Raw genomic sequence first — 19,457 nt, forward strand, 5'->3', positions numbered from 1 at the left:
GCTTTCACACGATCCATTAGTTTCGGGGACCTGCTGCATATCCATTTGGTGTCGATCTCTTAATTATGGATATGAATACAGTATTATTGAGCTTGGGAAAACGCACACGAGTACGAATTCTGAAAATGTTGCCTAATTAATGTTAATTTAATTGAAAATCATGTGGTTACACGCGAAAAGGTAGGCTAAATTTGCTAAGTAAACATGTTGGCACGTTCATCCAATCATAGGACGCGCCGTCTAATACCTGTTAAGTGTAGGAATTGATAATGGAAATCTGGTATTTAGAAACGTCTGCCGTCAATTTCTTCATGGAAGGCCACTCTGTTGATGACGCTTTAGCTACGAAGCAGCTTCAGTTAAATAAAGGGCGTGAGTGGAGGTTGTCACCCATAACACTATGGGAAATTTTGATGACCTCAGATGAGGTTCGGCGAGAAGAAATACTATATTTTTGTCAGCATCTTTTTAGCAGGGAGTTACTACCTTCGCCAGCGGAACTAATTATTCCGTATATTCGCCAAGGAATGCCAAAAGTCGAACAAGCACGAGAGATGAAGTCCACGTCAAGGATAGCAGACGTCTGGAGAGATCTCGTTGATGATAGAAATAAAACTTTTATAATCGATCATAAAGAAGTGAGGGAGCGTGTAAAATTAATTCAGTCATTTACAAAAAATGTCCACGAATTGATAAAGCATGGTGATCTAGTTGTAGGTTCAGATAAAGCCTTTTCAGGCTTAGATGGCTCTCTTAGTAATTTAGTAAAAGAGCTTCCTTTCATTCAATCAGGTGAACCAGCAAGCAGCGAGCAATTATTGAGCTATAAAGTAGCTCTATACTACATAATGATAGTTCTATGTGCCGAAGCCGATTTTGACAATGAACCTATAAAAGTCTTTTGGCAGGAATTGGGAATCGATTCAACTGCGGATAGGGTAGCCTATGTGTTGAGGAAGTTGCCTGCGCTTGTTCATAGGGGGCCGTTTTGTGTTATGGCCTATATGACTATATCTCAGGCGTCTGGTAAGTACCCAAGAGGAGTATGGTTCGATAGTTTGCATTCAATTTATATGACATACGTTGATAGAATATTTACTACGGATGGCCACTTCCAAGGCTTACGAGATATTATTCCTGAACCAATATTGCAGCAAAAGATACATCACATGGATGAGGTTGAGTTGATTCATCATAATTCTAATCAGTTTGGCGTGCCCAACACTTAACAATCGCGTCAATTAGGACGCTCGCAAGCTCGCGCCTATTACGCGGGCGCTAAAGGAGTAAAAAGTGAAGATTTTTGACTATGCAATATCTGAAATTACGAGCAAGCAAGGTTATAGTGCTTTGTTTAAGGCGTTTATCGTAATTGCCACCCTTTATTTAGTATCAATTATTCAAGTAACTAAAATTACCCTGCCTATAGTGGCAGATTCGTATAAATTAAAGTATGAAGTGGAGCAGGAATTAAAAAAAAGAAGTCGCTTTTAGTGATCTCACGTGTACATTTGAAATGAAATCATATCAGCAGTGCAAGCTCGCTTTATACAAGAATGATATTGCGGATAAATCTTTAATCGCATTGGTTTCATTTCAAGATCTCTTGAAAATACTGGCATATATTACAGGGGTGTTCGCAGTTATTGGTTTTATATTCCACCCCTATGTGCATAAGAAAAAAACATAACAAGCAAAGGCAGCCGACGCTTACAGCGCGCCTGCTTTGAGCGTTGAGGCTGTAGAAAAAACCGCTGACGCCTAAGTTTTGGTAGGATTGAGGAAACAGACGAGGAGTGGTCAGCATGCCGCGCTTCAAGGCTTATAACTACAGAACGCATGGTGGTGATCAACTACCAAATTAGCTCCAGCCAGGCATCTTTGAACACGCCTTACACTACCTGATTGAGCACAAGCTCGACTTGCCAGTTTACCATCCTAAGTATCACGATGATGCGACCGGTTTGCGTTTGCTGCAATGTCGGCATTACCCAAAAAAATACCGGGGCATGCAGAACCCAAGCTCGGCCGACCATCGCAACGGCGCTGGCCGACAAGTATCTTTTATTATCGAGAACAAGCGCTTACCCAATTACACGGACTGGATGAAGCACCGAGTCGATAGCCCCAAGGGCAAAGAAATTTACAGCCACCGCATGTCGGTAGTAGAACCTGTGTTCGGTAATATTGGCACGACGAAGAGACTGAGCCGCTTCAGCCTGCGGGGTAAGAAGAAGGTGCAAGGTCAGTGGAAGCTCTACTGTATGGTGCACAATATTGAGAAGTTAGCGAATTATGGTCATTTGGCCGCGTCATGAAAGGCGATGAGCGGGGTATGTCGCAAAATAACCCTCTTAACTGGCATTAGGCGCACACCTTAGTGGCTGAATGCCGATATTAGGATGACTCAGCCAGATGACGGGCTGAGCCAAAAAATTAGGAAGACAGGCGATAGAAGTGCTCGAAATCGGGTTTTTCTACAGCCTCGTTAGCTCCACAAAGGACAAGATACTGTGATGGAATTTCTAGAGGCGCACGTGAATCTCGTCATAGCCCTTGGCGGCGCAGTGGGAGGCGCGTTTATCTCGTTGGTGGTCGGTTGGCTGCTGAGGAAGCGAGATTACGACCTCCGTCTCTGGGATAAGCTATTGGAGCGTAGGATTCAGGCCCATGAGAATCTGATCAAAGTAGCTCTTGAGATGAGAGTAATGGTAGCGCTTGGTACTGTTGATGCGGAGGGAGAGGTTATCAGAGCACCACAAGTTCTCGTCTCTCAAGAGGAGTTTGAGCAGTGGTTCGCTTCCGCTATCAACAACTGCTTGGCGGGCTCTACTTGGTTGTCTATCGATGCCAAGCGAGAGGCAAGTTTCCTCCAGGATTATTTAGTGACTCTCCACCTCCACCTGCAGCCCATAGCGAGCGAGGATTACCTGTCCGTTGGGAGTATTATTCGCCAGGATTTTATAGACATTTCAGCAAATCTTGAACGAGTAGCGTTCCGCTTCTTCGAGAAGGATGCGCGACGGTTGAAACTCAGTAATCTTGACGAGTGGCACAAATATCCACGGGAGCAGACGGAGAAACGGCTGAAGGATACGCGGCTGCTTCAGAGCTGGTCGGAATGGAGCCCGCTCATTCAAGAAACTACTACTAATGGCAATTAACAAGTGCGTACAGGATGACGCGGCTAAGCCGCGCATCTGAAGCAAGCTTTAGGAGCATATGGCAATCGACCTCACTCGCCCGCCAAAGCTGTATCGATACTCAGAAAGAAAGTGGCTAGAACGCTCCCTTGAACTGGGCGAGTTTCGTCTTCGGCCCGCGTCTGACTATAGTCAACAAGAGACTGATTTAGCACAACACGATGATGAGTTGGTTCGTGTCAGCAAATCTTCAGCTAGTTCAGTGTCTATTACTATTGAGCGCACAGGACAGACAATCAAACCACTTGGCGATGTGGTCTATAGATCAGAGGTCGGGACAAATTACTTGACCATCTGTTTTTCAAAGTGCTGGGATAAACATCTATTTGACGACTTTCCTGACACCGATGCGTGTCTCGTTATCCATGAAGTAGAAGGTTTCTGCGAAAGGCTTCACTCTGCAGCGGAGCTTGCGCTGCCTCAGTGGGCAGGCATGGATGCCGCCGTTATATATGGTGGTAAAAGCAAACTGGGCGCAGTTTTCTCTAAGCCACGCCAATTCATCTTGCAGAATGAGTGGCGTTTTGCATGGCTTCCGCACGGCCAAGTCGAGGAACTGGCTCCTGTCCTGCTTACAATCGGAAGCATTGCTGATATTGCAGAGATCGTTACAAGGCCTAACCGTGCAGCACCGCGCCCCTAACAACTCGGTCAAAGGGATAGCCCGGATAGAGGAACAATGCTGGCGCGGCGATTTAGTAAGATTCGCGAAGCCAGTGCGGCCATAAAGGGCAATGCATGAACCAAAGCGCTTTTTCAGTCTACACTTTCAGTATTTGCCCCAGTCACCAAGGTTCAGCAACACTAGAGTCTGCCTGATACATGGCAATAGACGGAGAAGCCTATGAGCGACAACCGCATCAGCGTGCAGTGCGTGGTGGGCGATATTGCCCAGCAGCCCGATGTCGATGCCGTGGTTAATGCTGCCAATGCGCAATTGAGAACCGGCGGAGGCGTCGCCGGGGCGCTTCATCGCGCTGCCGGGCCAGGCTTGGCGGAAGAGGGGCGGCCGATGGCGCCTATCTCCCCGGGCCAGGCGGTACTTACTGGTGGTCATGATCTGCCTAACCCTTGGGTGATTCATTGTCTGGGCCCGGTGTATGGCGTGGATAAGCCCGAGGATCAATTGCTGGCAGACTGCTACCGTAATGCGCTGACACTAGCTGACGAGCACGGCATTGAGCGGCTGGCTTTTCCGGCGCTCTCCACGGGCGCCTTTGGCTACCCAGCGAAGCAGGCCGCACAAGTGTGCGCGACGATTCTTGAGGCCATACTGCCCACCTTGCGCAAAGTGCGCCTGATCCGCTTTGTATTATTCGATGAAGCGGCCCGGCAAACACTCCACGACGCATTGGCTCAACGCTTGACCGTTGATCCAGCGGGCTAGCAGCTGTGTTTATTCCCTCACATGAGGCACAGCGTGGGCATCAGAGTCGATGTAAGCACAACGGAAGGAGACCAAGATGGTATCTACCACACAGCGTCAGGGGGCCTGCCTGTGCGGTCTGGTCAGCGTCACTGTTATCACCAACAGTCACCATGTCGGCGTTTGTCACTGCTCGATGTGTCGAAAGTGGGGTGGTGGCCCGATGTTTGCGGTTGAGTTTGCCAGTGATGTGGATTTCCAAGGCACAGAGCATATTTCCATCTTTAGTTCCTCAGAATGGGCCGAGCGTGGTTTCTGCCAGCAGTGTGGCACTCATCTCTTCTATTGCTTAAAGCAAGAGGGTCATTACGCGCTTCCCGTGGGTCTTCTTGATGACTCAGGTGATTGGCAAATAACCGAGCAAATATTCATCGACCAAAAGCCGCGTTACTATTCGTTGGCAGAAAAAACCAAGCAGCTGACCGGCGAAGAAGTGTTCGCCCAGTATGGTGAATAAAGGCCAATCGACGGGTGCGTCTCCGTTTAAGCGATGAGGCGGGTCATTTCTGAAGAGGGAAGCATCAATGTCAGAAAAAGGTCGGCACGATTATGCCGCTACCGTTGTCTGGACGGGGAATTCAGGCGAGGGTACCCAACATTATCGCGCCTTCTCGCGTGACCACGAGATAACGTGCGCCAGCAAACCGACAATATTCGGATCGGCAGATCCCGCCTTCCTGGGCGATTCGTCCCGTTATAATCCGGAAGAGCTATTGCTAAGCTCGCTCTCGGCATGCCATATGCTTTGGTACCTGCATCTGTGCGCCAACGCTGGCATTACGGTAACGGAGTATATAGACAACGCCACGGGTCGAATGATCGAGACGACCAATGGCAGTGGCTATTTCGAGAACGTAACGCTGAAGCCACGCATCCGAATCGGGGCGGCTGACGACAGGGAGCTGGCGACAGCTCTGCACGATAAAGCGCATTCGTTCTGTTTTATTGCCAATTCTGTCAATTTTGACGTTGGATGTGAGCCTGAGATTCTCACCGGGTAATCGACGTGCCTGACAAGTGCAGGCATTAACGGTACATGACGAATAAGGATGTAGCGTGGTAGAGCATTATGAACACCAGTTCATCAGCTTCATTAACGCTGAAATGGAGCAAGACCCGGCGCATGATTTGAATCATGTATTGAGAGTCGTTAAAACCGCCAAATCGTTATGTGCAATAGAAGGGGCGAAACTTGAAGTGGTTTTGCCGGCCGCGTATTTACATGATTGCTTTTCATTCCCCAAGAATCACCCCGACAGGGCGCGGAGTTCTTTTATCGCCTCCGAGAAGGCGATGGATTTCCTGGCGGCCATCGATTATCCGTCTGAGCATCACAGCGACATAGGGCATGCGATCATCGCGCATAGTTTCAGCGCGAATGTATATCCTCAAACGATAGAAGCACAGATTGTGCAAGACGCCGATAGGCTGGATGCGCTTGGGGCTATCGGGATTGCAAGGTGCCTTCAGGTGAGCACAGGTTTAGGGGTGGGGCTGTATGACCCGGAGGACCCGTTCTGTGATGTTCGTGTGCCCAATGACCGTGCTAATACGGTTGATCACTTCTATACAAAGCTACTTAGAATTGCTGAAACCATTAACACGCAATCAGCCAGGGAAGAGGCGGAAAAGAGAACCGCCTTTATGAAGCAGTATTTGGCTCAGTTAAGCGCTGAAATATAAAGGAAAGTACGTATTCGAAGGGCAAGGCATTCACGCCTGCTTTCAGAAGGTTGAGCCGTTCAAGACGGCCTCACCTAGCCATTCGAAGGAATACGTCTTCGATACATTGGAAGAACTTGAAGGCTGGCCGACGCTATTGCCCTTGCCAGGCCATCGAGGATCCGAAATACGTCAGTTTTAGGCATCAGGAGGTTAAATCACGTGCAGATCGAAGACGCTACCTGGCAGACATTGCGTGAAGAGGTGCGCGCTCTGGCAGGGTCAGAGCCGATCCTGGCGAGCTACCTGCATGCGACGGTGATCAACCATTGCGAGCTGGAAGATTCGCTGTCCTACCTGCTTGCGGGCAAACTTTCCTCCCCTGATCTCCCGGCCATGAGCCTCCGGGAGGTGATTTCTCAAGCCTTCGCTGATTCCCCCGACATCAGGAAGGCGATCCGCAATGACCTGGCGGCGGCCGCTGACCGTGACCCGGCGGCGCATGGCCTGGCGAATCCTTTTCTGAATCACAAGGGGTTTCACTCCTTGCAGGCGTATCGGGTGTCCCACTGGTTCTGGATGAAAGGGCGGCGGTCTCTGGCGCTCTATCTGCAGAGCCGGGTCTCCGAAGTGTTTGCTGTGGATATCAACCCTGCTGCCGTCTTGGGTGATGGCATCTTCATCGACCATGGCAATGGCGTCGTCATCGGTGAGACGGCGGTGGTTGGCGACAACGTGTCCATGCTTCAGGGCGTAACGCTAGGTGGCACGGGGAAAGAAGAAGGGGATCGGCATCCCAAGGTTGAGAGTGGCGTCCTGCTGTCGGCAGGTGTCAAAGTGCTTGGCAATATCCGCATAGGCGCTGGCTCCAAGGTGGGAGCAGGCAGCGTGGTGCTTCAGGATGTGCCGCCGCGTACAACCGTCGTCGGTGTCCCGGCACGAGTCGTCGGTAAGCCAGGCAACGAGCACCCCGCTATTTGCATGGATCAACGCTGTGAACAGGCAGGCAATAGTTGACCGCTGCCGACGAGAGGTGGCCACCTGCCAAGGCAGTTAGTCAGAATACCAACAACAAAACTCATGGAGGATTACTAATGCGTACATTAATCACGGGCATCATGCTCTTGTTACTGTTGCCCAACCTTGCCTTTGCAGGGCAGCTTTGGGGGCCGACCAACGCCGGGATGACGGTAGAGGAGGTGTTGCACGCGGTTGATGGGGCCTACCGGGTAGAGGATGGTGGTCGCCTGGCCACCACGGCGATAGAAGAAGTGCGCAAGGATGATGTGGCGCTAGCCGGCGAGATATTTACTCAGCAGTTTTACTTCATGAACGGCCAACTTACCCAGGTCACCTTCAAGCTGGACGACGCGCGAGATTTCGAGACCAATCTGGGGCTGGTGGAGGCGCTGACGAACGACCTGCGCGAGCAATATGGGGAAGAAGCGGATGCCGAAACCACCCAGGCAGGTATCATGCGAAAAGCCAGCGTGACCTGGGTCGAGGGCAACCGCAAGGTGAGGATTTTTTTGATGTCGATGGGGCAGGACAGTTCGTTGCTGAAAGTGAACTACCAGGCCTATTTCGGCGATTAGGCGTGAGCTGAGGGGTTGGCGCGCCAACCCTTTTCCCTGGCACCCAAGCCTGGCATTACCGCGCGGATGCACCTAGACGTCGGTTATTCGCTTCTGCTCTCTTCCAGTGCCTCGATCATCATGTTGGCGGCGTTGGAGAGCGTGCGGTTGTTGTGAACCAGATAACCCAGCGGACGGTGGAGCGGGGCGGTGGCAACCTTGAGCTCCACCAGATCGTGGTCGATCATCTTTTCGGGCAGCAGGCTCCAGCCGAGCCCGACGCTGCACATCATCTTGAGCGTTTCCAGGTAGTTGGTCGCCATGCTTACCGGCAGTTCAAGCCCCGCTTGTTCAAACCGTTGGGCGATCAGCGAGCCGGTAAAGGTTCTGGCCCCTGGCATCACGCAGTTGTGTTGGCACAGGTCGGCGAGTGACAGCACGCGTTGCTGGGCGGCGAGCGGGTGGTCGGTCGCGCAGACAAAGCACAGCCGGTCACGCCAGAGCTCCACGACATGCAACTGCTCCACGGGGTGGGGCGCCAGGGTGACCACGCCCATTTCCAGCGAGCCATCGCGCACGCCCTGATAGGCAAATTCCGAATCAAGAAAGTGCAGGTCCAGCGCCACCGCCGGGTGGCGCTGGGTATACTGCTTTAATACCGGCGGCAAACGGTGCAGGCCAATATGGTGGCTGGTCGCGAGCGTCAGGGGCCCGCCCACCTGGCCGGACAGGTTGGCGAGCGCCCGGCGGCTGTCTTCTACCGTGAACAGAATTTGCCTGGCCTGGGGAAGAAGCACGCTACCCGCCTCGGTTAACGCGATGCGCCGGCCAATGCGGTCGAATAGCCGTGCGTCTACCTGAGATTCCAGGGTGGCAATGCGTTTGCTCACCGCCGGTTGGGTCAGGTGAAGCTGTTCAGCCGCCCGGGAGAAACTTTGTGTGTCGGCTACGGCCAAAAAGGCTTGAAGGCTTTGGGTGTCCATCGCGTCGTTTATCCACTTGGCAAAGTGTCTTGTATTCCAGTTTGGAATCTAAACTATGAATAACATGAATTGCTTTTATCTTCGAGCCGCGTGACACTCCTACCACACGTTAAAAAAGCAGCGCCAAAAAGCTGCCGCTATGAACTAGCAGGGCCTAGCCCGGGAGAAGCACATGTCAGGTCAAACGCTTTACGACAAATTGTGGAATCAGCATCTGGTCAAGCAGCGCGATGACGGCACCGCGTTGATCTATATCGACCGCCATATGCTCCACGAAGTGACCTCGCCCCAGGCCTTTGAAGGACTGCGTTTGGCGAACCGCAAACCATGGCGCCTGGATACCAACCTCGCGACCACTGACCATAACGTGCCGACCACCTTGATCGAGCGTTCCCAGGGCAATAGCGGCATTAAAGACCCGGTGTCGTTGATCCAGGTGCAGACCCTCGACGACAACTGTGTCGAATACGGCATCACCGAGTTCGGCATCAACGACCCGCGCCAGGGCATCGTTCATGTGGTCGGGCCGGAGCAGGGCGCAACCCTGCCAGGCATGACCGTCGTCTGCGGCGATTCTCACACCGCCACCCATGGTGCTTTTGGTGCGCTGGCCCACGGCATCGGCACCTCGGAAGTCGAGCACGTACTGGCGACCCAGTGCCTGCTGACCCAGAAGATGAAGAATATGCAGGTGCGGGTTGAAGGCGAGCTGGGCCTGGGCGTGACCGCGAAAGACGTGGTGCTGGCGATTATCGGCAAGATTGGCACGGCGGGCGGCACCGGCTATGCCATCGAGTTTGCCGGTAGCGCCATCGAGTCGCTGTCCATGGAAGGCCGCATGACCGTGTGCAACATGGCCATTGAGGCGGGTGCGCGGGTCGGCATGATTGCCGTGGACGACACCACGATTGACTACATCGGCAACCGCCCCTACTCGCCGACCGGCGAGCAGTGGGAAGCCGCCGTGGCAGACTGGCGCAACCTGGTTTCCGACCCGGATGCCGTCTTCGACAACGTGGTGACCCTGAAAGCCGAAGACATCGAACCCCAGGTGAGCTGGGGCACCAGCCCTGAAATGGTCACCGGTATTTCCGGCCAGGTGCCCGACCCCAACGCCGCGCCGGATGAAACCGTGCAGCGCAGCCACACCCGTGCGCTTGAGTACATGGGCCTGCAGGCCAACCAGAAAATTACCGATATCAAGCTGGACAAGATTTTCATCGGCTCCTGCACCAATGCGCGCATTGAAGATCTGCGCGAAGCCGCCAAGGTGGCGAAGGGCAATAAAATCGCCGACTCCATCAAGTTGGCCATGGTGGTGCCCGGCTCCGGCTTGGTGAAGCGCCAAGCGGAAGAGGAAGGCCTGGACAAGATATTCATCGAGGCGGGCTTTGAATGGCGCGAACCGGGTTGCTCCATGTGCCTGGCGATGAACGCCGACAAACTGGGGGCGGGCGAGCACTGTGCCTCGACCTCCAACCGCAACTTTGAAGGGCGCCAGGGCTACGGCGGTCGCACTCACCTGGTGAGCCCCGCCATGGCGGCAGCGGCGGCGATTGCCGGCCACTTTGTCGATGTGCGCACCTTGCCCGCGAACGACGCAACCCACGCTCAGGAGGCCTAAGCCATGAAAAAGTTTGAACGTTTTGAAGGCGTCGTCGCGCCTCTTGATCGCGCCAACGTGGACACCGATCTGATCATCCCGAAGCAGTTTCTGAAGTCGATCAAGCGGACCGGTTTCGGGGTCAATCTGTTTGACGAGCTACGCTACCTGGATGAAGGCGAGCCAGAGCAGGATTGCTCGCAGCGGCCGCTGAATCCCGATTTCGTGTTGAACAAGCCACGTTACCAGGGGGCCGAAATACTGCTGACACGGCGTAATTTCGGTTGCGGCAGCTCCCGTGAGCATGCGCCCTGGGCGCTGGAAGACTTTGGCTTCAAGGTGGTGGTGGCGCCCAGCTTCGCCGATATTTTCTATAATAACGCCTTCAAAAACGGCATCCTGCTCATCACGCTCGACGAAGACACGATCGATCGCCTGTTCGATGAAGTGGAAGCGAAAGAAGGCTACCGCATGGACGTGGACCTGGAGAATCAGCGCGTGATTACCCATCGCGGCGAAATTCTTGAGTTCGAGGTCGATGAGTTCCGCAAGCACTGCCTGCTGGAAGGCCTGGATGATATTGGCCTGACCTTGAAAGACGAAGACGCCATTCGACGCTTTGAGGAAAGCCATCGCCAGGAACGGCCTTGGTTGTTCCGCCAACCTGCGTAAGTCACCGCTTCAATAAATGCTAAGGACGTTGCATGACACATAAGGTTCTATTACTGCCGGGTGACGGTATCGGCCCTGAAATTGCTGCCCAGGCATCGCGCTTGCTGAAAGCCTGCCAAGACGCCGGGCTGGATATCGAGGTAGATGAAGCGCTGGTTGGCGGCGCTGCCTACGATGCCCACGGCGATCCATTGCCTGAGCAGACGCTGGATAAAGCCAAGGCCGCAAGTGCCATCCTGCTTGGGGCAGTGGGTGGCCCCAAATGGGACAAGATTGAAGATCTATCCAAGCGGCCCGAAAAAGGCCTGCTGGGCCTGCGTAAAAACCTGGGGCTGTTCGGCAATCTTCGCCCGGCCATGCTCTACCCACAGCTTGCCAGCGCCTCGAGCCTGAAACCTGAACTGGTGGCCGGGCTGGATATCATGATTGTCCGCGAGCTGACCGGCGGCATCTACTTCGGACAGCCCCGCGGCATCGAAGAGCGCAACGGCGAGCGGGTAGGCTTTAATACCTACGTATATTCCGAAAGCGAGATCGAGCGTATCGGTCGCGTGGCCTTTGAAATGGCCCAGAAGCGGGGCAAGAAGCTTTGCTCGGTGGATAAAGCCAACGTGCTGGAAGTGACGATTCTGTGGCGTGAGGTCATGGAGCGGCTGGCACCGGAGTACCCGGACGTTGAGCTGTCGCACATGTACGTGGATAACGCCGCCATGCAGCTGGTGCGTGCGCCCAAGCAGTTTGACGTGGTGGTGACCGGCAACATGTTCGGCGATATTCTCTCCGACGCTGCTGCCATGCTCACGGGGTCCATTGGTATGTTGCCTTCTGCTTCGCTCAATGAAAGCGGGCAGGGCATGTACGAGCCCTGCCACGGCAGTGCACCGGACATTGCCGGTAAAAACATTGCCAACCCGCTGGCGATGATGCTCTCTGTGGCCATGATGCTGCGCTACTCGCTGGGTGAAAACGCCATGGCCGAGCGTATCGAAGCCGCCGTGGGCAGCGTGCTGGATGACGGCCTGCGCACCGCGGATATCGCTTCCGAAGGTATGCAGACCATCGGTACCGACGCCATGGGCGATGCGGTGCTGGCGGCGTTTGCCAAGCAGTGAAACCCTCGGTTTCGCGCTTATAAAACCACCATTAAGAATCGTGTATAATGCAAGTACTCATTCTTTGCAGGAGGACTTCATAATGTTGAAAGTCGGTTTCGTGGGATGGCGCGGCATGGTCGGCTCGGTGCTGATGCAGCGTATGCAGGAAGATGGTGATTTCAACGGCATCGAGCCGGTGTTCTTCACCACTTCCCAGGTTGGCCAGCCCGGCCCCGACATCGGTGTGGACGTCCCTCCGCTGAAAGACGCCTTTGATATCGAGGCGCTCAAGGCGCTGGATGTGGTGGTCACCTGTCAGGGCGGCGACTACACCAAGCCGGTCTACAAGGACCTGCGCAGTGCAGGCTGGAAAGGCTACTGGATCGATGCGGCCAGCACGCTGCGCATGGAAGATGAAGCGACCATCGTGCTGGACCCGGTCAACCGTGGCGTGATCGACGCACAGTTGGCCAAGGGCGCCAAGACCTTCGTCGGCGGCAACTGCACCGTGAGCCTGATGCTGATGGGGCTGGGCGGTCTGTTTGAAGCCGATATGATCGAGTGGATGACGTCCATGACCTATCAGGCAGCGTCTGGCTCAGGTGCCAAGCACATGCGCGAGCTGCTCAACCAGATGGGTACGCTGCACGATAGCGTCGGCGAAGAACTGAAAGACACCTCCAGCGCGATTCTTGATATCGATCGCAAAGTGACGGCGGCCATGCGTAGCGGCAACTTCCCCACCGAGAACTTCGGTGCGCCCTTGGCCGGTAGCCTGTTGCCGTGGATCGACAGCAAACTGGATAACGGCCAAAGCCGCGAAGAGTGGAAGGGTAGCGTTGAGACCAACAAGATTCTGGGTCTCGACAACAACCCGATCCCCATCGATGGCCTTTGCGTACGCATCGGTGCCATGCGCTCGCACAGCCAGGCGTTCACCATCAAGCTGAAGCAGGACGTGCCGCTGGACGAGATCGAAGACCGCATTGCCAAGCACAACGAGTGGGTCAAGCTGATTCCCAACGAGAAAGACGCCACCAACGAAGGCTTAACGCCTGCGGCGGCGACAGGTACGCTGCAAGTGCCGGTTGGCCGTCTGCGCAAGCTACAAATGGGCGGTGAGTACCTCTCGGCCTTCAGCGTTGGTGACCAACTACTGTGGGGCGCGGCTGAACCGCTCAAGCGGATGCTGATGATCCTGCGCGAGCAGTAAGTTTCCGCCGAGGCCAAAGACGCATCCTAAGCGGATGAAAAAGCCGCATCCCAAGCGGACGAAAACGGGGAGCGAATCAAACGCTTCCCGTTTTTTTATGCGCGCGGATTTTGTCCCAAAAAGACGGTACTATGGTAAAAACGCCACTGTGGTAAAAAAGCATGAAACTGCCGCACAATGAAGTGGTGAGTTATATAAAAAAGTTAAATTGGTAACAGGGGCATCCATGAAACAGCTAGGCGCGTTGGCCGTAGGGCTTTGGCTAAGCATGGTGGGGTCAATTGGCTGGGCGCTTGAGTTGGGGCCTGCCCAGGTTCAGTCCCGGTTAGAGGCCCCGTTGCAGGCCATGCTGCCGCTTGTGGATGGCGACGCGTATTCGACGTCAGCGATTGAGGTCAGCGTCGCCGGTCAGGATGCCTTTGCCGACGCGGGGGTTGAGTGGACACCGATGGCGGGGGGCGTCCAGGCCAGCATTCAGGAGCGCCAGGGGCAGCCCGTGGTGATGTTGACCAGTAACCAGCCCATTACGTCGCCTTGGCTGGACCTGCTGCTGACCGTGGCATCCCCCGATGGCCGGCAGTCCCAGGCCATTACGTTGCTGTTTGATCCTCCTGACTACAGCGCTGTCGATCAACCGGCGGCATCAGTAGCCCCTCAACCTGCCGCCGAGAACAATGCCCCCGCCGCGCCGCAAACCCCTGAGACCGCCCAGGGCGACGCGTACGTACGCAGCGGCGATACGCTATGGAGCGTTGCGGCGCGCACCAAGCCCGCACAGGCCAGCGTCCAGCAGATGATGCTGGCGCTGCTTGAAGCCAACCCCAGCGCCTTTCCCTCGGGTAATATCCACGAAATGCGTGCCGCTCAGCGGCTGACGTTACCCGATGAGTCGCGGGTGATGGCGCGTTCGGCGGATCAGGCCGCCGAAACCATCCGGGCAATGAACGCGGCCTGGCAGCGCCGCGATGAAAATGGCCCGGCGCCGGTGGCGATGGCCGAGGTCGATGCAGATAACGCCACGACCGCTGACGCCGGTCCAGCCGCAAGCGAGCCTGCGCAAGAGGTTCAGGCAGTCTCGCAGCAAGCCCCCTCCGTCGAGGCGACTGCCCTCAGTGCGGCGCGAGTGCTAGCCAATGCGGCGACGAATGCGGCGACGAATGCGACATCACCGTCCGCCTCGTCATCACCGGCGCCTTCCGGTGAAGCTGAGCCCAGCCCGCGGTTCCAGCAGGCGCTTGAGGATATGCGCGAGGAAATCTCAGCGCTTCGCGACGAGGTGGATCGGCTGAATCAAACCCTGGCAGCGCAGCAAGCGGTGCCCACGCCGTCGGCGCCGACAGCTGAACCGCCGTCTTTCATGGAACGTGTCAGCGACTATCAGAGGTGGCTGCTGCTGCTCGCGCTGGTTCTGCTGGTGGTATTGTGGGTGGTGATGCGTCGCCGTCGCCAGCAGTGGGAAGCGCCGCCGACCATGTCGACGGCGGGCGCAAAGGCCCCCCAAGAGCCTGCACCATCGACCGCTGGCAAGCCTCGCGTGTCTCCCTCGGTAGCACCGGCAGCATCTTATGACGATGCACCAGCGGTGACGCCAGAAGCGATGGATCCAACCGCGGCAAGCGAGGCGGCGAGCCAGGCGCCAACCAACCCTACCGACGGGGAATATACCAAGGACGAGACGCCCTTTGATCGCTCGACCATGGCCCGTACCCAGGCGGCCGGGCTGGTCGAGATGGGGGGCGAGCGGCGTTTGGCGTTAAAGGTCACCTCTGGCGGGCATAAGCCGTCGCTATGGCTGGCGCCGCCCGCCGATCCTGAGGCTGTGTCGGCCATGCTTTCGTCAATGGGGGCTAGCAAGGTGAACAACGAGCCGATGTCTGAACCCAGCCAGTCGACAACGGTCCCGGGCGATGAGGGGGCGTGTATTATCGATTATGAGCCGCCTACGCTGGCTTCGGAAAGCGCGGCCCGGGAAGAAACGCCCATGCAGCCCACCGTGGATTTTGAAGGCAAGCCAGCGGCGCCATCGACGGCGCCTGCGTCTGCCGCTACTCGGGAGCCAGCGCAAGAGCAAGAGCAAGAGCAGGAGTGGGAGATTGAAGAGGTGGCATTTGCGCCCACTCCTCGCGATAATAGCGCGCCTTCCTCCCCCGGCAATGTTGATAAGAGGCGATGACGCTGTTTTACCATTTTGATGAGACACAACCGTTAACCGGCCGCCTGGCGATGGGCATCGAATACGATGGCACGCGCTTTTGCGGTTTTCAGCGACTCAAGCACGCCGCCTCGGTGCAGGCATCGGTGGAAGACGCGCTGAGCAAAGTGGCCGGTGCGCCGGTGCAGATCCATGCCAGCGGGCGAACCGACTCAGGCGTGCATGCCACCCGTCAGATCATCCACCTGGACCCACCTGCCCAGCGCTCGGAAAAGGCCTGGGTGTTTGGTGCGAATACCTACCTGCCGCGTGATGTGTCGGTTCGCTGGGTCAAGCCGGTATCCGACGATTTTCACTCGCGGCTGGGTGCGCTGGGGCGCCGTTACCGTTACCTGTTGCTGAATCAGATAAGCCGCCCGGTACTGGAACGAAACAACGTCACCTGGTGCCGCGATCCCCTGGATGCCGACGCCATGCACAGAGCCGCGCAGGCGCTGGTGGGGGAACATGATTTCTCGAGTTTCCGCGCGGCGGGCTGTCAGTCGAAAACGCCGTGGCGACAAATGCACTTTATCGACGTCAAACGGTTTGGCCCCCTGGTCATGATCGATATCCAGGGCAATGCCTTCCTGCACCACATGATTCGCAACATTGCCGGTGCCCTGGCAAGCGTGGGTCGCGGCGCCCAGGACGAGGACTATATCGAACGGCTGCTGGCGCTCAAGAACCGAAAGATGGGCGATGTCACCGCGCCGGCCTGTGGGCTGCACTTTGTCGACTCGATCTATGACGAGCGGTTTGCGTTGCCCAAAGAGCCGCTGGGGCCTAACCTGCTGGCCTTTTCCGGCGAATGGACCGGCGAGCGCGAACTCCCCGAGACCCCGCGCGTGGCGGCACGGCGAAAGCTGACCTTTGCCAAGAAGCCCCAGGAGACACCGTGATTAATACTGAGTCCATGCAACGCACACGCATCAAGTTCTGCGGCTTTACCCGCCAGGCCGACATCGATACGGCGGTGGCGCTAGGCGTGGATGCCCTGGGCTTTGTGATGTGGCCGAAGAGTTCGCGCAGCGTCGATATTGAGCAGTTGGCAGGGCTGGCAGCGAAGGTCCCGGCGTTTGTCAGCCGTGTGGGGCTATTTGTCGACCCGTCTGCCGAGTGGGTCGAGGCATGTCTGCCGAACCTGGACCTGCTGCAATTTCATGGTGATGAAACGCCCGAATTCTGTGCCGGCTTTGACCGCCCCTGGATCAAGGCGCTGCGCATGCGCGACACGATCGATCTAGCCTTTGAAGCAGAGCGTTATGCCCAGTCACAAGCCTTGTTGCTTGACGCTTACCGACCTGGTAAGCCCGGCGGCACCGGTGAGTCGTTTGATTGGTCGAGAATCCCCGCAACGCTGGCAAAACCTGTTATCCTCGCAGGGGGATTGACGCCGGAAAATGTCACGCAGGCCGTCCGCCAGGTGAGGCCTTACGCGGTGGATGTTTCCGGCGGCATCGAAGCCTCGCGCGGCTGTAAAGATGCTTCCAGGATGGCGTCTTTTGTCCGTCAAGTGGCGTTGGCTGACGCCCGTTAAGTTCCTGGGTCCGCCCGGCTTTTCCCGGGCTGCGTTTTAAAGTGAATTCATTTATTGTTTGCCTGTTCTGGCGATCTTGTGAGGTATCCCTGTGACAGTCTCAGCAACTGGTGCTTCTGAAAGCGTTTCAAAGACACGTTTCAGTGAGTTGACTCAAATGCCGGATGCCCGTGGCCATTTTGGCCCCTACGGCGGCCGGTTCGTGTCGGAAACCCTGAGCTTTGCCCTGGAAGAGTTGGAGCAGACCTACTTGAGTCTGCGTGACGACCCCGACTTTCAGGCTGAGTTTGACCGTGATCTTGCCCACTTCGTGGGGCGGCCATCGCCGTTGTATCATGCTGAACGATGGTCACAGGCCCTCGGTGGGGCGCAAATCTGGCTCAAGCGCGAAGACCTTAATCACACCGGCGCTCACAAGGTGAATAACACCATTGGTCAGGCGCTGCTCGCCAAAAAGACCGGCAAACCCCGTGTCATTGCCGAAACCGGTGCGGGCCAGCACGGCGTGGCAACCGCCACGGTGGCGGCGCGTCTGGGGCTTGAGTGCGATGTTTACATGGGGGCTGCAGATGTCGAGCGCCAGAAACTGAACGTCTATCGCATGCGTTTGCTGGGTGCTCGGGTGATTCCGGTCGAGTCGGGTACCCGTACCCTGAAAGACGCCATGAACGAAGCGCTGCGCGACTGGGTCACCAACGTCGATAACACTTTTTATATTATCGGTACCGTGGCAGGGCCGCACCCGTATCCCCAACTGGTGCGTGATTTCAACGCCGTGGTGGGGCGTGAGGCACGCCGCCAGTCACTTGAGCAGATTGGCCGCCTGCCTGATGCGCTGGTTGCCTGCGTGGGCGGTGGCTCCAACGCCATTGGCCTGTTCTATCCCTTCGTGGAAGACGACGATGTGGCCATGTATGGCGTTGAAGCCGGTGGTGACGGGGTGGAAACGGGGCGTCACGCGGCGCCGCTGTCTTCCAACGCACCGCGCGGTGTGCTGCACGGTAACCGTACCTACCTGATGTCGGATGAGGCAGGGCAGGTGTCGGATACCCACTCGATCTCTGCCGGGCTGGATTATCCGGGCGTTGGCCCCGAACATGCCCTCTGGAAAGACGTCGGTCGGGTAAATTACGTGGCCGCCAACGACAATGACGTGCTTGAGGCGTTTCGCGAACTCACACACATGGAAGGCATCATGCCTGCCCTCGAAACGGCCCACGCACTGGCCTACGCCAAGGTGCTGGCGCCCACCATGCGTCCTGATCAGCATATCGTGATTAACCTGTCGGGCCGTGGTGACAAAGACATTATGACAGTGGCCAAGATTGACGGCATCGACATTTAGGGCCAGCAGCTTCCAGGGTCATAAGTTCTAAGGTCACAAGTATCTCAGGTCATAAGTTTCTAAGGGCAAGCATGAACCGTATTGATCAGCGTTTCAGTGAACTAAAACAGCAGGGCCGCAAGGCCCTGATTCCCTTCATTACCGCCGGAGACCCCGCACCCCGGTACACCGTTGGCTTTATGCATGCCCTGGTGGAAGCCGGTGCGGATATCATCGAGTTGGGCGTACCCTTCTCAGATCCCATGGCAGACGGCCCGGTCATCCAGAAGGCCTGCGAGCGCGCGCTCAAGCAGGGCACCCGGCTGGTCGACCTGCTCGACATGGTCGCCGAGTTCCGCGAGACCGATACCACTACGCCTGTGGTGTTGATGGGCTATCTCAACCCCATTGAGCGCATCGGTTACGACACCTTTGCCGATAAGGCAGCCGAGGTCGGGGTAGATGGTGTATTGACCGTGGATATGCCCCCGGAAGAAGCGGACGTGTTTGGCCCGCTTCTGAAATCGCGCGACCTGGCGGCGATTTTTCTCGTTGCACCTACCACTTCCCACGCCCGGGCCGCTACAATATGCGCCCACGGCGAAGGGTACCTGTACTATGTGTCACTCAAGGGGGTGACCGGTGCCGCGACACTCAATGCCGACGACGTGGCAGAGCACCTGACGCCGTTACGCGGCATGACCGACCTGCCGCTGTGTGTGGGTTTCGGTATTCGTGACGGTGCAACCGCCGCGGAAGTCGCCAAGGTAGCTGACGGTGTGATTGTGGGGAGCGCCTTGGTCAACCGCATCGCCGAGAGTGTCGATGCGCCGGATACCATTGCCGCCCAGTTAAAGCAGGTGCTTGGCGAGATGCGTTCGGCCATGGATGCCTGATAAGTTATTTCATCGTCTACACTAACTGAACATTAGTTTGACCCCATTCATCAAGCTTGGTCCTGCCAAGCGTTGA

At 56.2% G+C, this 19,457-nt stretch carries 20 protein-coding genes and 1 pseudogene; 20 read left to right on the forward strand and 1 reads right to left on the reverse strand.

The window, feature by feature from the left end; translation table 11 throughout:
* Window positions 1-269 precede the first annotated feature (269 nt).
* The 11 genes and pseudogenes from B7L15_RS12520 (at window position 270) to B7L15_RS12570 (ending at window position 7,886) form a co-directional block, all read left to right on the forward strand.
* A complete protein-coding gene (locus B7L15_RS12520) occupies window positions 270-1,229 on the forward strand; it encodes a hypothetical protein (protein WP_085919301.1) in 960 nt (319 codons plus the stop codon).
* 64 nt (window positions 1,230-1,293) lie between these two features.
* Complete coding sequence (locus tag B7L15_RS12525; protein ID WP_085919302.1) at window positions 1,294-1,494, forward strand: hypothetical protein; 201 nt, start codon at window positions 1,294-1,296, stop codon at window positions 1,492-1,494.
* 473 nt (window positions 1,495-1,967) lie between these two features.
* Window positions 1,968-2,318: pseudogene (locus B7L15_RS12530) on the forward strand (transposase); the annotation flags it as partial.
* Between the two features lie 195 nt (window positions 2,319-2,513).
* Window positions 2,514-3,164, forward strand: coding sequence for a hypothetical protein (locus B7L15_RS12535; RefSeq protein WP_139839374.1), 651 nt, complete (start codon window positions 2,514-2,516; stop codon window positions 3,162-3,164).
* Between the two features lie 58 nt (window positions 3,165-3,222).
* Complete coding sequence (locus B7L15_RS12540) at window positions 3,223-3,846, forward strand: hypothetical protein (RefSeq protein WP_085919304.1); 624 nt, start codon at window positions 3,223-3,225, stop codon at window positions 3,844-3,846.
* A 201-nt stretch (window positions 3,847-4,047) separates the two neighbouring features.
* Window positions 4,048-4,590 carry a macro domain-containing protein gene (locus B7L15_RS12545; protein WP_085919305.1) on the forward strand — a complete coding sequence of 181 codons (543 nt, stop codon included), beginning with the start codon at window positions 4,048-4,050 and terminating at the stop codon, window positions 4,588-4,590.
* 76 nt (window positions 4,591-4,666) lie between these two features.
* The gene (locus B7L15_RS12550; RefSeq protein ID WP_085919306.1) at window positions 4,667-5,086 is read left to right on the forward strand and encodes a GFA family protein; all 420 of its coding nucleotides are present in this window, start codon (window positions 4,667-4,669) and stop codon (window positions 5,084-5,086) included.
* A 67-nt stretch (window positions 5,087-5,153) separates the two neighbouring features.
* Entirely contained in the window at window positions 5,154-5,630 is a 477-nt protein-coding gene (locus tag B7L15_RS12555; RefSeq protein ID WP_085919307.1) for an OsmC family protein, read from the forward strand.
* 55 nt (window positions 5,631-5,685) lie between these two features.
* A complete protein-coding gene (locus tag B7L15_RS12560; RefSeq protein ID WP_254902936.1) occupies window positions 5,686-6,312 on the forward strand; it encodes an HD domain-containing protein in 627 nt (208 codons plus the stop codon).
* A gap of 201 nt (window positions 6,313-6,513) precedes the next feature.
* Complete coding sequence (cysE, locus tag B7L15_RS12565; protein WP_085919308.1) at window positions 6,514-7,308, forward strand: serine O-acetyltransferase; 795 nt, start codon at window positions 6,514-6,516, stop codon at window positions 7,306-7,308.
* A gap of 77 nt (window positions 7,309-7,385) precedes the next feature.
* A complete protein-coding gene (locus B7L15_RS12570; RefSeq protein WP_085919309.1) occupies window positions 7,386-7,886 on the forward strand; it encodes a hypothetical protein in 501 nt (166 codons plus the stop codon).
* Between the two features lie 83 nt (window positions 7,887-7,969).
* On the opposite strand, the gene B7L15_RS12575 is transcribed toward B7L15_RS12570, so the two are convergent.
* A complete protein-coding gene (locus tag B7L15_RS12575) occupies window positions 7,970-8,848 on the reverse strand; it encodes a LysR family transcriptional regulator (RefSeq protein WP_085919310.1) in 879 nt (292 codons plus the stop codon).
* A 172-nt stretch (window positions 8,849-9,020) separates the two neighbouring features.
* Here B7L15_RS12575 and leuC point away from each other — a divergent pair, with 172 nt between their 5' ends.
* The 9 genes from leuC to trpA all read left to right on the forward strand — a co-directional run bounded on the left by leuC (window position 9,021) and on the right by trpA (window position 19,381).
* On the forward strand, window positions 9,021-10,472 hold the full coding sequence (leuC, locus tag B7L15_RS12580) for a 3-isopropylmalate dehydratase large subunit (RefSeq protein WP_085919311.1): 1,452 nt from the start codon (window positions 9,021-9,023) through the stop codon (window positions 10,470-10,472).
* Between the two features lie 3 nt (window positions 10,473-10,475).
* Window positions 10,476-11,123, forward strand: coding sequence for a 3-isopropylmalate dehydratase small subunit (leuD, locus tag B7L15_RS12585; protein WP_085919312.1), 648 nt, complete (start codon window positions 10,476-10,478; stop codon window positions 11,121-11,123).
* Window positions 11,124-11,155: 32 nt separating this feature from the next.
* The gene (gene leuB, locus B7L15_RS12590; protein ID WP_085919313.1) at window positions 11,156-12,235 is read left to right on the forward strand and encodes a 3-isopropylmalate dehydrogenase; all 1,080 of its coding nucleotides are present in this window, start codon (window positions 11,156-11,158) and stop codon (window positions 12,233-12,235) included.
* Between the two features lie 82 nt (window positions 12,236-12,317).
* The gene (asd, locus tag B7L15_RS12595; RefSeq protein WP_085919314.1) at window positions 12,318-13,430 is read left to right on the forward strand and encodes an aspartate-semialdehyde dehydrogenase; all 1,113 of its coding nucleotides are present in this window, start codon (window positions 12,318-12,320) and stop codon (window positions 13,428-13,430) included.
* 226 nt (window positions 13,431-13,656) lie between these two features.
* On the forward strand, window positions 13,657-15,603 hold the full coding sequence (locus tag B7L15_RS12600) for a type IV pilus assembly protein FimV (protein ID WP_085919315.1): 1,947 nt from the start codon (window positions 13,657-13,659) through the stop codon (window positions 15,601-15,603).
* Window positions 15,600-16,523: a tRNA pseudouridine(38-40) synthase TruA gene (truA, locus tag B7L15_RS12605; protein WP_085919316.1), complete on the forward strand. Its 924-nt coding sequence runs from the start codon at window positions 15,600-15,602 to the stop codon at window positions 16,521-16,523. Before B7L15_RS12600 ends, truA begins: the two co-directional genes overlap by 4 nt.
* Window positions 16,524-16,537: 14 nt before the next feature.
* Window positions 16,538-17,161, forward strand: coding sequence for a phosphoribosylanthranilate isomerase (locus tag B7L15_RS12610; RefSeq protein ID WP_085919385.1), 624 nt, complete (start codon window positions 16,538-16,540; stop codon window positions 17,159-17,161).
* 157 nt (window positions 17,162-17,318) lie between these two features.
* Window positions 17,319-18,506, forward strand: coding sequence for a tryptophan synthase subunit beta (trpB, locus tag B7L15_RS12615; RefSeq protein WP_199285239.1), 1,188 nt, complete (start codon window positions 17,319-17,321; stop codon window positions 18,504-18,506).
* Window positions 18,507-18,577: 71 nt separating this feature from the next.
* The gene (gene trpA / locus B7L15_RS12620) at window positions 18,578-19,381 is read left to right on the forward strand and encodes a tryptophan synthase subunit alpha (RefSeq protein ID WP_085919317.1); all 804 of its coding nucleotides are present in this window, start codon (window positions 18,578-18,580) and stop codon (window positions 19,379-19,381) included.
* The last annotated feature ends 76 nt before the right edge of the window (window positions 19,382-19,457 follow it).

Source organism: Halomonas sp. CSM-2, assembly GCF_002119345.1.
Lineage (GTDB): Bacteria > Pseudomonadota > Gammaproteobacteria > Pseudomonadales > Halomonadaceae > Vreelandella > Vreelandella janggokensis.

What these genes read in the sequence shown, in the direction of transcription:
- B7L15_RS12520 (WP_085919301.1), top strand. Translation starts at nt 270, where the DNA reads ATGGAAATCTGGTATTTAGAAACGTCTGCCGTCAATTTCTTCATGGAA.
- B7L15_RS12540 (WP_085919304.1), top strand. Translation starts at nt 3,223, where the DNA reads ATGGCAATCGACCTCACTCGCCCGCCAAAGCTGTATCGATACTCAGAA.
- B7L15_RS12545 (WP_085919305.1), top strand. Translation starts at nt 4,048, where the DNA reads ATGAGCGACAACCGCATCAGCGTGCAGTGCGTGGTGGGCGATATTGCC.
- B7L15_RS12550 (WP_085919306.1), top strand. Translation starts at nt 4,667, where the DNA reads ATGGTATCTACCACACAGCGTCAGGGGGCCTGCCTGTGCGGTCTGGTC.
- B7L15_RS12555 (WP_085919307.1), top strand. Translation starts at nt 5,154, where the DNA reads ATGTCAGAAAAAGGTCGGCACGATTATGCCGCTACCGTTGTCTGGACG.
- B7L15_RS12570 (WP_085919309.1), top strand. Translation starts at nt 7,386, where the DNA reads ATGCGTACATTAATCACGGGCATCATGCTCTTGTTACTGTTGCCCAAC.
- B7L15_RS12575 (WP_085919310.1), bottom strand. Translation starts at nt 8,848, where the DNA reads ATGGACACCCAAAGCCTTCAAGCCTTTTTGGCCGTAGCCGACACACAA.
- leuC (WP_085919311.1), top strand. Translation starts at nt 9,021, where the DNA reads ATGTCAGGTCAAACGCTTTACGACAAATTGTGGAATCAGCATCTGGTC.
- leuD (WP_085919312.1), top strand. Translation starts at nt 10,476, where the DNA reads ATGAAAAAGTTTGAACGTTTTGAAGGCGTCGTCGCGCCTCTTGATCGC.
- leuB (WP_085919313.1), top strand. Translation starts at nt 11,156, where the DNA reads ATGACACATAAGGTTCTATTACTGCCGGGTGACGGTATCGGCCCTGAA.
- asd (WP_085919314.1), top strand. Translation starts at nt 12,318, where the DNA reads ATGTTGAAAGTCGGTTTCGTGGGATGGCGCGGCATGGTCGGCTCGGTG.
- B7L15_RS12600 (WP_085919315.1), top strand. Translation starts at nt 13,657, where the DNA reads ATGAAACAGCTAGGCGCGTTGGCCGTAGGGCTTTGGCTAAGCATGGTG.
- truA (WP_085919316.1), top strand. Translation starts at nt 15,600, where the DNA reads ATGACGCTGTTTTACCATTTTGATGAGACACAACCGTTAACCGGCCGC.
- B7L15_RS12610 (WP_085919385.1), top strand. Translation starts at nt 16,538, where the DNA reads ATGCAACGCACACGCATCAAGTTCTGCGGCTTTACCCGCCAGGCCGAC.
- trpB (WP_199285239.1), top strand. Translation starts at nt 17,319, where the DNA reads ATGCCGGATGCCCGTGGCCATTTTGGCCCCTACGGCGGCCGGTTCGTG.
- trpA (WP_085919317.1), top strand. Translation starts at nt 18,578, where the DNA reads ATGAACCGTATTGATCAGCGTTTCAGTGAACTAAAACAGCAGGGCCGC.